Origin of the sequence: Binatus sp. (SeqCode) (assembly GCF_049584895.1) — a bacterium.
Lineage (GTDB): Bacteria > Desulfobacterota > Binatia > Binatales > Binataceae > Binatus.
In genome coordinates this window covers 1-10,451 of record NZ_JBAUYR010000126.1, presented here as the reverse complement: position 1 = coordinate 10,451, position 10,451 = coordinate 1, and the positions used below count along the sequence as shown (strand labels likewise).

The 10,451-nt window shown below is 59.0% G+C and carries 11 protein-coding genes; 5 read left to right on the top strand and 6 right to left on the bottom strand.

All coding sequences use genetic code 11. The features are described from left to right. Positions 1-429 (top strand): 2-oxo acid dehydrogenase subunit E2 (locus WB650_RS21295; protein ID WP_423961956.1); only part of this gene is annotated, 429 nt, incomplete at its 5' end. A 167-nt stretch (positions 430-596) separates the two neighbouring features. On the opposite strand, the gene WB650_RS21290 is transcribed toward WB650_RS21295, so the two are convergent. From WB650_RS21290 to WB650_RS21275, 4 genes are all read right to left on the bottom strand, one after another. After that, the gene (locus tag WB650_RS21290; RefSeq protein WP_423961954.1) at positions 597-1,190 is read right to left on the bottom strand and encodes a PqiC family protein; all 594 of its coding nucleotides are present in this window, start codon (positions 1,188-1,190) and stop codon (positions 597-599) included. A 75-nt stretch (positions 1,191-1,265) separates the two neighbouring features. Further along, positions 1,266-2,243: an MlaD family protein gene (locus WB650_RS21285; protein ID WP_422304220.1), complete on the bottom strand. Its 978-nt coding sequence runs from the start codon at positions 2,241-2,243 to the stop codon at positions 1,266-1,268. After that, a complete protein-coding gene (locus WB650_RS21280) occupies positions 2,236-2,985 on the bottom strand; it encodes an ABC transporter ATP-binding protein (protein WP_422304222.1) in 750 nt (249 codons plus the stop codon). Before WB650_RS21280 ends, WB650_RS21285 begins: the two co-directional genes overlap by 8 nt. A gap of 177 nt (positions 2,986-3,162) precedes the next feature. Beyond that, positions 3,163-4,314: an ABC transporter permease gene (locus tag WB650_RS21275; RefSeq protein WP_422304219.1), complete on the bottom strand. Its 1,152-nt coding sequence runs from the start codon at positions 4,312-4,314 to the stop codon at positions 3,163-3,165. A gap of 131 nt (positions 4,315-4,445) precedes the next feature. Here WB650_RS21275 and WB650_RS21270 point away from each other — a divergent pair, with 131 nt between their 5' ends. Further along, positions 4,446-5,438 carry a zinc-dependent alcohol dehydrogenase family protein gene (locus WB650_RS21270; protein WP_422304218.1) on the top strand — a complete coding sequence of 331 codons (993 nt, stop codon included), beginning with the start codon at positions 4,446-4,448 and terminating at the stop codon, positions 5,436-5,438. 310 nt (positions 5,439-5,748) lie between these two features. On the opposite strand, the gene WB650_RS21265 is transcribed toward WB650_RS21270, so the two are convergent. Next, positions 5,749-6,564: a cyclase family protein gene (locus tag WB650_RS21265; RefSeq protein ID WP_423961952.1), complete on the bottom strand. Its 816-nt coding sequence runs from the start codon at positions 6,562-6,564 to the stop codon at positions 5,749-5,751. A 90-nt stretch (positions 6,565-6,654) separates the two neighbouring features. After that, positions 6,655-7,881 carry a hypothetical protein gene (locus WB650_RS21260; RefSeq protein ID WP_422304216.1) on the bottom strand — a complete coding sequence of 409 codons (1,227 nt, stop codon included), beginning with the start codon at positions 7,879-7,881 and terminating at the stop codon, positions 6,655-6,657. Positions 7,882-8,060: 179 nt separating this feature from the next. Here WB650_RS21260 and nuoB point away from each other — a divergent pair, with 179 nt between their 5' ends. The 3 genes from nuoB to WB650_RS21245 all read left to right on the top strand — a co-directional run. Next, positions 8,061-8,594 carry an NADH-quinone oxidoreductase subunit NuoB gene (gene nuoB, locus WB650_RS21255; RefSeq protein ID WP_422293949.1) on the top strand — a complete coding sequence of 178 codons (534 nt, stop codon included), beginning with the start codon at positions 8,061-8,063 and terminating at the stop codon, positions 8,592-8,594. Positions 8,595-8,622: 28 nt separating this feature from the next. Continuing rightward, positions 8,623-9,912 carry an NADH-quinone oxidoreductase subunit NuoF gene (gene nuoF / locus WB650_RS21250; RefSeq protein WP_422304215.1) on the top strand — a complete coding sequence of 430 codons (1,290 nt, stop codon included), beginning with the start codon at positions 8,623-8,625 and terminating at the stop codon, positions 9,910-9,912. Between the two features lie 26 nt (positions 9,913-9,938). Next, the coding region (locus WB650_RS21245) for a 2Fe-2S iron-sulfur cluster-binding protein (RefSeq protein ID WP_423961950.1) at positions 9,939-10,451 on the top strand (513 nt) is incomplete at its 3' end.

The following is a 10,451-nucleotide window of genomic DNA, read 5'->3' as shown; positions in this document are numbered from 1 at the left end:
CGCGAGATCAATCTCGGCATCGCGATGGACACCGACGAGGGCCTGCTGGTGCCGGTAATCAAGGCCGCGCAAACGATGTCGTTGGTTGGGATTGCGCGCGCGATCGAAACGCTGCGCCGCAAAGTTGCCGAGAAGAAGATCACTGCGGACGATCTCGCGGGCGGCAGCTTCACGCTCTCGAATCCCGGGCGCGAGGGCAATCTCTACGGCTTCGCGATCATCAATCAGCCGCAGGTCGGAATCCTGCGGATGGGCGAGGTGAAGAAGCGGCCGGTGGTGGTCGAGGTTGACGGCGCCGACGCGCTCGCAATCCGCACCATGATGTACCTCGCATTATCGTACGACCATCGCGTCGTCGACGGCGTCCTTGGCAACAGCTTCCTGTATTGCACCGCCCGAATCCTAGAAGAAGCCGACTTCGAACTGTAAGCCGCCCCGGTCCGTCATCGTGAGCGCAGCGAAGGATCTCGCGCGTGGCGCGTACTGGCAGGCGACGGGCGTAGGAGCGTCCGTCGAGATTCTTCGCTGCGGCAGCCTTTGCTCTAGAATGACACAAGACTAAGAACCACCGACGGAAGGAATCAAATGACAGATAGCTACGCGGGGTGCGTGCCCTGATGCGAGCGCAGTTGTTGAATCATGTTTGCGATCTGGCCGCTGAGGTCGCCGATGTCCCGGCTTAGGGCTGCGGCGGCGTCCGTATTGTCGCCGGGCTTCGAGGGTTGCGTGAGATGGGTTTCGACCGTGTACAGAATATTTTTGCCGGTCGAGTCGAGGATCGTCCATTTCGCCGACAGGGTCGCGACGCCTTGGCTGTCTGTTTCGAAACGGAAGACGTCGATCTGCACCTGCATGTCGATATGCACCGTGTTGTACCACGGGAATACGATCACCGCGGCGCCCGATTGTGCGGCCAGGTCGCGCTCCATCGCCCTGGTGAAACCATTTTGCAGCGACTCACCCCATCGATCTTCCTTCGATAGCTCGAGACGATTGGGGGCGGCGCGTGTCACTACTTCCGGGCGATCGAGGTACGGAGGCAGTTTGATCGGACCAAGGCCGAGCGTGAAATTATCGCTTGAGCTTTGCGCCGGCACGGTCCCTGAGGTTGCCGTCGCCGTGTCTGCAGTCGGCGTGAGAAGATAGAACTTCGAGATATCTTTCTGCGGGGCGAGAATCGCTTTCGCCATGTATGAACATCCCGATACCGACGCCGCAATTGCGCCAGCGAGGATAATTCTGAAAAAACTGGTCAAGGTCATCGCTTAGTCCTGGCTGAAGTCGCGCCCGCGAACGATCGCGCTCGGGTTACGCTGTAGGTAGTCCGCCAACTCCTTGATCGAATGCGCGGCGGCAGAGACGTCCTGCAGCGTCTGCAGCGCCTGGTAGTTGATGGGGGAGTTAGGCTCGATCGTGGTTTGCACGGTGCCGAGCGTCAGCTTAGCCTGCCTGGCTGCGGCGTCCGCGGAACCTGAAGCCTTCTGCAAGGATTGCGACAGGGGAGGCACCTGGCTTTTCACCGTGTTGAGAGCTTGCTGCGTGCTGGCCAGTGCGTGGTCCAGTTGCTCGCGCGTTTTCTCGGAATTATTTATCGCCGCTCTTAGCGAAGGCGAGGTGGTGATTTGCCGGACCGAGTCGAGCATCTGGGTCATCTCCGTGAACATGGCGCCGAAGTCCACCTTGTCGAGTCTTTCGAAAATGCGTATGGCCACGGCCTGCGCTTGTTCGAGCGTGTTCGGAACCGCCGGAATTTCCTGGAGCGGAGAGCCGGGCGGCGCGACCATTTGAATCGGCGTATTCGGCTGAATGTCCAGCGCGACGTACATCAGGCCGGTGACGAAGCTGTCGGAGCCCAACTGCGCGCGCATCCCCTCGCGGATCAGGTTGGGAATTGTATGCGGGTCGTCCAGATTTATCTCGGTACCGCCGTGCGAGACGATCTTGTCCTCGTCGAGCTCGATGATCACCGGGATGCGCACGTCGGCTCGCAGCTGGCCGTTGTTGCGGTTGACCTCCTGCTCGAGGCGCAACTTGATCTTCTTGACCGAGCCTATTTCAACGCCCTTGAACTTGACCGGCGCGCCGACCCTCAGGCCGTTGATGTCGCCGGCGAAGTAAATGACATATTCGTGCGTCTTGCGGAACATGTTGCCCGAGCCGAAGACCACCACTGCGGCCAGTATCAGACCTACCGCGCCCAGAACGAACGCGCCTACCGTCGCCGGATTGATTCGCTTACCCATGATCCCTCGCTGATGATTCGTTTTTATCGTCGTCCTCGCCACGGGTCAGGAAAGTCCGCACGCGGTGATCTTTGCAATTCCTGAGCAGGTCTTTGGGGTCTCCGTGTGCGATCACCGTCTTACTCTCCGCGTCGAGAAAAATGCTGTTGTTGCCGATTGTAAAGATGCTGGCGAGCTCGTGAGTCACGACGACGATCGTCGCGCCGAGGTTGTCGCGCAGCTCAAGGATCAAGTCGTCGAGCAGCCGCGAACTTATCGGATCGAGGCCGGCCGACGGCTCGTCAAAGAAAAGTATTTCCGGGTCCAGCGCGATTGCGCGCGCAAGACCGGCCCGCTTCTGCATCCCGCCGCTTATCTGGCTCGGATAATAATCCTCGAAGCCCTTGAGCCCGACCAGAGCCAGCTTCAACGAGGCTACCTCGCGAATCTCCTCATCCGACAAGTCGGTGAATTCGCCGAGCGGCAACCCGACGTTTTCCGCCAGCGTCATCGAGCTCCACAACGCGCCGCTCTGGTAGAGAACACCGAAATGCCGCAGCATCTCCTCGCGCTGCTCGGGCTCAGCCTTGGTGAAATTGAAATCGCCGTACCAAATCTCGCCCTTGGCGGGCTCGATCAGTCCGAGCATGTGCCGGAGCAGGGTGCTTTTCCCGCTGCCGCTGCCGCCCATGATTATGAAGATATCGCCGTGGTTGACGGTGAAGCTTATGTCCTTCATCAGCACGTAGGTCCCGTACGCCATCGTGAGATCCTTGACAGTGATCGGCGGCGGGCCATCCTTGGGAAACCTCACCGCGGAGACTGGTTTCCCGTCCGAAGCACTGATCGATGGATGCGTGGTGGCCATTTCAGTGATTCAATTTGCCGGCTGGTCCGGCTTGATCCCCGCTCCCCATGGAAAAGTGAAAAAATGAAAAAATCAAATATTCAGCACGTTGAAGACGAAGGCGAAGATCCCGCACGCGATGATTACATAGACGATTCCCGTCACCACCGCCTCGGTCGCCGCGTCGCCGACGGCCGACGAACTGTTACCAGACTGGAACCCGCGGAGGCATCCCGCGACCGCGATAATGATGCCGTAAACGGCGGCCTTGAAGATGCCGCCGAAGATGTCGGTAAGCGTGACCGCTGCCTGCGTCTCGCGCATATACATACCCAGCGGGATATGCAGCATCGTCGCGCTGACGAACGCTCCTCCGGCCACTCCCAGGCAATCGGAGTACACGCACAGCAGCGGCATCATCAGGAACAGCGCCAGTACGCGCGGCAACACCAGGAATTCAAGCGGTGAGATCCCCATCGTGGTCAGCGCGTCGATTTCCTGCGTCACCTTCATCGAGCCAAGCTGCGCCGCAAACGCGGCTCCGGTGCGGCCCGCCATGATAATCGCCGCCATCATCGCGCCCATGTCACGGCTCATAGCAATTCCAACCAGGTCGGCAACGAAGATCGATGCGCCAAATTGTTGCAGCTGCACCGCGCCCTCGAAGGCGAGAATCACGCCGACCAGGAAGGTGACCAGCGTCACGATGCCGAACGCGCTGGCGCCGCATTCCTGGATAGTCATCATCAGATCGACTCTTCGAAAACGCGCCTTGCCGAAAGGCAGCCTGGCGAAAGCGATCGCGATTTCGCCGAGGAAGCGCAGAAAATCATCCATCGCCTGCGCGTACGAAATCGCCTCGTGGCCAATCTCCTCGAGAAACCCGGTATGCGAGACTTCCGCGCGTGCGCCGGTTTTCTCCGGCACCGCCTCCGCCAACTTGATCAGGCTGCGGACGCCCTCGGGCAGCGGCGCCCAGTCCGCGGGCAACTTGCGTTTGTGGCAGATCTCGCTGACGCCGATCAGGAACGTGAGCAACCCGCTGTCCCAATCGCGAAGATCGGCGGCGTCGAAAGTGATCTTTGTGGGCTTCGGTGCGGTGTCGAGTTGTTTTTCAACGACGTCCGGCGAGGGCAGGCCATGACGAAGATGCCAATCTCCCGCAAGCCGGATCACCAGCGTTGTATTGTCGACGCGCGCGAACGTGAGTTCGTTATTCGGTGGGGTTTGCTTCTGCGCCTGCATTCGTGCGGCTCAATAGAGCACGGGGAACACGACGATAAAAGGTAGCACAATTTCTCGCCTTTCGATGTTTCAACAGGCTTTTTTACAAGCCAACAGCAGGCGGTTTCACTATAATATTTTCTATGAAGGCGATGGCGGTTGAAAAGCCCGCGCCGATCGAATCGGATCCGCTTCACTCTATCGACGCGCCAATTCCAGATCCGGGTCCGGGTGAAATTCTGGTGCGCGTCCGCACTTGCGGCGTATGCCGCACCGACCTTCACGTCGCCGAAGGTGACTTGCCGCCGCGCCATCCGCGAATTATTCCAGGTCATGAAATTGTAGGCGTCGTGGACAAGCGCGGCGTCGGCGCGGCTCGCTTCAAGCAGGGCGATCGAGTCGGCATCGCATGGCTGCGCGAGACCTGCGGCGTATGCGTCTATTGCCGTCGCGGCCGCGAGAATCTCTGCCCCAACGCGCGCTTCACCGGCTATGACCACGACGGCGGCTACTGCGAATACGCCGTCGTGCGTGAGGACTTCGCGTATGCGCTCCCCGACTCCCTCGGCGACGAAGAAGCTGCGCCATTGCTATGCGCCGGGATTATAGGATTCCGGGCAATCAAGCGCGCCGACATCAAGCCCGCTGCAACCGTGGGCCTCTACGGCTTCGGCGGCTCGGCTCATCTCGCGATCCAGGTGTTGCGCCATTGGGGATGCCGAGTATTCGTGATGAGCCGCGGCGGACCGCATCGCGATCTGGCAAAGGACCTTGGGGCAGAATGGATCGGCAATGCGGAAGATGCGCCGCCGGCGCCGCTCGACGCCGCGATCCTGTTCGCGCCGGCAGGAAATCTCGTGCTGCCCGCAATGCAAGCACTCGATCGCGGCGGAATCCTCGCAGTCGCGGGAATCTATCTAAGTCCGATTCCGCCGCTCGATTACGAGAAGCATCTCTTCTACGAAAAAGAACTTCGCAGCGTGACCGCCAACACGCGCGCCGACGGCGAGGAGTTCCTGAAACTTGCCGCCGAGATTCCAATTCGTATCAGCACGATGGCCTTCGGCCTCGCCGAAGCAAACGTCGCGCTGAAGATGCTCAAGCACGACGAAATCAAAGGCGCCGGCGTCCTCAGAATTTCGTAAGGAACTTAATCGAAATGAAACCCACCGTGGGTTTCAAACTTCCCTGGGCAGGGGTAACCCCTGCACCTTAGTGAAGAAGAATACTAAGCGCGAAATGTCGAGGATGCCCTTTCGCTCTCAGGTTCCTCAGGAGATTGCGGCTGAATCTTACCTCGCCCGTTTCTTTAACGGGAGAGGAGGCCGGCGGACGCAGCCGCCGGTAGGTGAGGGTGCCGGGCCACATCGCGAGAGCTAGCCTGCTCACTTTTTTGTGTCGTCTTTTTTTTCGTGTCATTCAGAGCGCAGCGAAGAATCCCGGATCCTTCTAAACCTACGGCAGGATCGCAAACGCCCGCGCAGGGAATCCCAACCCATGCTGCGGCTTCGGCCAGCTCACCACGATCAACGCGCCAGTCGCCGGCACCTTATCCAGATTCGCCATCACCTCGATTTGCCAATGACCATGCTTGAGCAACCAGCTCTCAGACTCGAGGTTTGAGGTCGTGTCCGTATCCATCGACTCGTGCCCGTTCGCCACGATGCCGCGTTGCTCATACAAAAATCTGATCGCCGCCGGCGACCACGCCGGAAACGGATAACGCTCGAAGCGCGCGCGATTACTGTCCCAGTCCTTGTACATGTCCGTGCGCAACGCCGCGAACGATCCTGCCGGGACACGCCCGTGCATCTGCTCCCACACTTCGATGTCTTCCACGGTGAGCAGATGATTGGGATCACTCTTCAGCATGGGAGTCAGATCGAACACCACCAACCTCAAGATCATCTGTTTGACGGGAATCTCGTCCACGGTTGCGCCCGCCGAATCGAAATGCGCGGGCGGATCGATATGCGTGCCGTACTGCCCGACCATCGCGAAAAACTGAGCGCGAAATCCGTCGTGATCGATCGTGTACGGACGGCCGGCCGCAGGATCCGCAGCCGCCGAGAAAGTTGCCGGCCCGAATCCTTTCCACACCGGCGTCAACGGGCTGAATGAATGCGTCAGATCGACGAACTGCTTCGACGCGATTATCTGGTACGCATCCGCGAGCGATCGCGCCTGCGCCGAGACGATCGCCGGCGCGCCGAGAATGAAGGCGACGCTCAACAGGATTGAAATGTCCAACCGCGCCCTCTTGCTGTCCATGCGAAGCTTCCTCCGAGATGGTTAGGGGCTTCAGCTTATCCGGAAGCGAAAGTTTTGCTTCACTCAGATGCTTCGTATCAGCGGACCGGGTCAGTCATTGAAACTAAAAATCTTGAGCCCGGAAGCTTCGTTCCAATCGGCTAGGTATTTTCCATCAGGAGACCACGATAATTCGTGATATAAATCCGGCTCTTCCAATCGTGTCCCGCGAAGATCAATTCCCGCGGGGGTGAACCTCGCCAATAACAACTTGCCATCGCCCGCAAGGATCGCCAGGTAACTCGCAGAAGGTGACCATTGAAGTGGCCCTTGGAGGTTGGGGATCTTTTTGGAAGCGACAATTTTTTTGCTTCGCAAATCCAATATAGCGAGCGAAACTCGTTTGCTGTTCCATGTTATGGCCGATTCGTGCACAGGGGCGATGAAAGCAACGTAGCGCCCGTCGGGTGAAAGGGCGCCTGATGAGCCGCGCGCGACCAAGGTCGTTCTAAGTCCAGACTCCGTGTTCCAGAGCATTGTTTCGCTGCCGTCTGGATTCGCATCAGTGAAAAGAACCGTCTCGCCATCCGGAAACCATGCATTGAAGTGCACGCCGCCTCGAGCGACGCCTTGGAAAACAGATCCGCATTCTCTGCGTGGACGGTAGTATGACGCTCCTCTTGGCACCGCGACGCCATCCGAAGCCGACTCCAAACCGAGGGCTGCCGGTGCTACACCCGAATACTCATTTTCCAGGACTGCGTTTTTCTTGGTGGGAGACCAAAAGAAGCTTCCCGAAGCATCGCAAAAATCCCAGTACCGTTCGCCAGTATCCGGCTGGACTGCGTGCAGGCCCACGCACCCAGTGCCGCAGTGCTGAACAAACGCTATCCGCCCATCTGCTAACCAGGAACTAATCCGCAACACGCGCACACCCGGACTGCCGAAGGGAGCGCCAGGCGGAAGCAAATCGCGAAGCTGCGACGTCTTGATGTTGAAAAGCAAGATTGTATCCCACCTGTCATTCAATCGGGGGGCAACGACTGCAATGTTCTGGCCGTCTGGCGACCAAACGATTTGTTTAATTTTTTGCTCGTCGGGCAGAGCAATCTTGATGATACGAATTGGCGTCGCGAAATCTGGTCCCTGTGTTGACCACAGAGTGCCGTCGTTCGTGGCGTATATCAGGGATCCACCTGTCGGCACCCAAGCATAAGCATCGACTCCACGTATCGACTTCTCGACGGAGCGAAGACTGTCGCTCGCGCTCGAAGCGGTGCCGAGGGAAATGGTGAGTATTAGAAATACGCTGACGAGCAAACGCAGGATGGTGTTCATAGGCGAGGTTCTGGATTAAATACGAACCGTCAGCGGCTTGGTATCAGGTGAACGTCTCGATGCAAGTTTTGCTTCACTCAGAGTCCCCGCTTCATTAGAGTTCGTTGACGGGCTGACGCGATGCTTGCTAGCCTTCAACTGTAACGATTTAACGTATATATCAAGCGCCAGAGGCAACAATGGCATTAACTAAAAGCGGACTCGAGTCGGCCAAGGGCGACGAGATTCTGCTCGGCGATACCGCGGTCCTGACCCGGCTCGACAAGGCTATCGGGTGGGCGCGAAAATTCTCGATCTTTCCGTATCCATTCGCTACCGCGTGCTGCGCGATGGAATATATGTCGCTCTCGATGACGCCGTACGACATCGATCGCTTCGGCGCGCTGCTCCCGCGCTTCACTCCGCGCCAAGCCGACCTGCTGATGGTGATCGGCACCGTGACCGTTCGCCAGGGACCAATCCTGCGCCGCGTTTACGAGCAGATGGCGGAGCCTAAATGGGTGATGGCGTTTGGCGCGTGCGCGTCGACCGGCGGATTCTACGACAACTACGCGACGCTGCCCGGCATCGACCGCATCGTCCCGGTTGACGTCTACGTTCCCGGATGTCCGCCGCGGCCCGAGGGCGTGCTCGACGCGCTGATGGCGTTGCAGCGGAGAATCCAGGGCGAGAAGCAGAAACTGATGGCGCTCAGCGAGAAGCATCCTGCCTGAACTTCATAACGATCGCACCGGGACTCACATGGAACGGATTCTGACTCGCTGGCTGGATATCCCTGATCTTCGCAAGCTCGACGTGTACCTCGCGAATAACGGCTACAAGGCCGCGCGCAAGGCATATTTCGAGATGACCACCGACGACATCATCAACGAGATCAAGAACTCGAACCTGCGCGGACGCGGCGGCGCGGCGTTTCCAACCGGCGTCAAGTGGAGCTTCATCCCCAAGGAATCAAAGAAGCCGGTTTACGTCTGCGTCAACGGCGACGAGAGCGAGCCGGGCACCTTCGCCAATCGCTACCAGTTCCAAAACGATCCGCACGGCATTATTGAGGGCATCCTGATCGCGTGTCGCGCGGTCGGCTCGCATAACGCGTACATCTACATGCGCGGCGAATTCACCGTGCAGCAGCGCAGCATGGATGCGGCGCTGGCCGAGGCGCGCGCCGCGGGCTACGTCGGCAAGGACGTAATGGGCTCCGGCTACGGCGTCGACATCTGGACGCATAAGGGCGCGGGCGCGTACATCTGCGGCGAGGAAAGCGCGCTGCTGGAATCGCTCGAAGGCAAGCGCGGCTACCCGCGCAACCGCCCGCCGTTCCCCGCGATCGTCGGCGCGTTCGGATGCCCGACCGTGGTCAACAACATCGAGACCTTGTCGAACGTGCCGCACATCATCAATCGCGGCGCCGCCTGGTATAAGGCCATCGGTCCCGAAAAGAGTCCCGGTACCAAGCTGGTATGCGTCTCGGGCCACGTGAATAAGCCCGGCCTGTACGAATTGCCGATGGGCACGCCGATGAAAGAGATTATCTACGACATCGGCGGCGGCATCCTCGGCGGCAAGACGCTGAAGGGCGTCATCCCGGGCGGCTCCTCATTTCCGGTCCTCAACAAGGAGGAGGCCGAGCGCGCGATTTTCGATTTCGACTCGATGCGCACGATCGGATCGGCGATGGGCTCCGGCGTGATCATCGTCATGGATAACGATACCTGCATGATCGATATGCTGCTCGCGACCGCGCGCTTTTATCATCACGAATCGTGCGGGCAGTGTACGCCGTGCCGCGAAGGATGCGGCTGGATCGAGAAAATCATGGCCGAGATGGAAGCGGGGCAGGGCAAGCTCGAGCAGCTCGAGTTGCTCAACAACATCTCCGACAACATGGTCGGCAATACGATCTGCGTGCTCGCCGACAGTATTGCGATGCCGGTCAAGAGCTACGTCACCAAGTTTCGCGACGAGTTCGAAGCGCACATCAGGCTGGGACGTTGCCCATTCAAGACCTCGTCGGCACAGCAGGCCGCTTAAACTTGCTTTCCTGAAAAAAGAAAACGATGCCCAAGCTCACCATCGACGGCAAGGAAGTTGAGGCTGGCGCCAACCTGAATCTGATACAGGCGGCCGAACTGGTTGACGTCGAGATTCCTCACTATTGCTTTCATCCCGGCTTGTCGATTCCGGGCAACTGCCGCATGTGCCTGGTCGAAATCGAAAAGGCGCCTAAGCTGCAAATTGCCTGCAACACCCGCGTCGCCGAGGGGATGGTCGTCCGCACCACCAGCGACAAGGCCAAGGCGGCGCAGAAGGCGGTGCTCGAATTTCTGCTGATCAACCATCCGATCGATTGTCCGGTTTGCGATCAGGCCGGCGAGTGCAAGCTGCAAGACTACTACATGGATTACGATCAGCAGCCGTCGCGCTTTCCGCTGCCCGAAAAAAATCGCAAGGGCAAGGCGATCGACATCGGATCGGGGGTGATGCTCGATCAGGAGCGATGTATCCTGTGCGCGCGATGCACCCGCTTCTTCGACGAAGTGACTCACTCGTCCGAGCTCGCGATTTTCGAG

What these genes read in the sequence shown, in the direction of transcription:
- nuoB (WP_422293949.1), top strand. Translation starts at nt 8,061, where the DNA reads ATGGCATTAACTAAAAGCGGACTCGAGTCGGCCAAGGGCGACGAGATT.
- WB650_RS21265 (WP_423961952.1), bottom strand. Translation starts at nt 6,564, where the DNA reads ATGGACAGCAAGAGGGCGCGGTTGGACATTTCAATCCTGTTGAGCGTC.
- WB650_RS21290 (WP_423961954.1), bottom strand. Translation starts at nt 1,190, where the DNA reads ATGGCGAAAGCGATTCTCGCCCCGCAGAAAGATATCTCGAAGTTCTAT.
- WB650_RS21275 (WP_422304219.1), bottom strand. Translation starts at nt 4,314, where the DNA reads ATGCAGGCGCAGAAGCAAACCCCACCGAATAACGAACTCACGTTCGCG.
- WB650_RS21280 (WP_422304222.1), bottom strand. Translation starts at nt 2,985, where the DNA reads ATGGCGTACGGGACCTACGTGCTGATGAAGGACATAAGCTTCACCGTC.
- WB650_RS21260 (WP_422304216.1), bottom strand. Translation starts at nt 7,881, where the DNA reads ATGAACACCATCCTGCGTTTGCTCGTCAGCGTATTTCTAATACTCACC.
- WB650_RS21285 (WP_422304220.1), bottom strand. Translation starts at nt 2,243, where the DNA reads ATGGGTAAGCGAATCAATCCGGCGACGGTAGGCGCGTTCGTTCTGGGC.
- WB650_RS21270 (WP_422304218.1), top strand. Translation starts at nt 4,446, where the DNA reads ATGGCGGTTGAAAAGCCCGCGCCGATCGAATCGGATCCGCTTCACTCT.
- nuoF (WP_422304215.1), top strand. Translation starts at nt 8,623, where the DNA reads ATGGAACGGATTCTGACTCGCTGGCTGGATATCCCTGATCTTCGCAAG.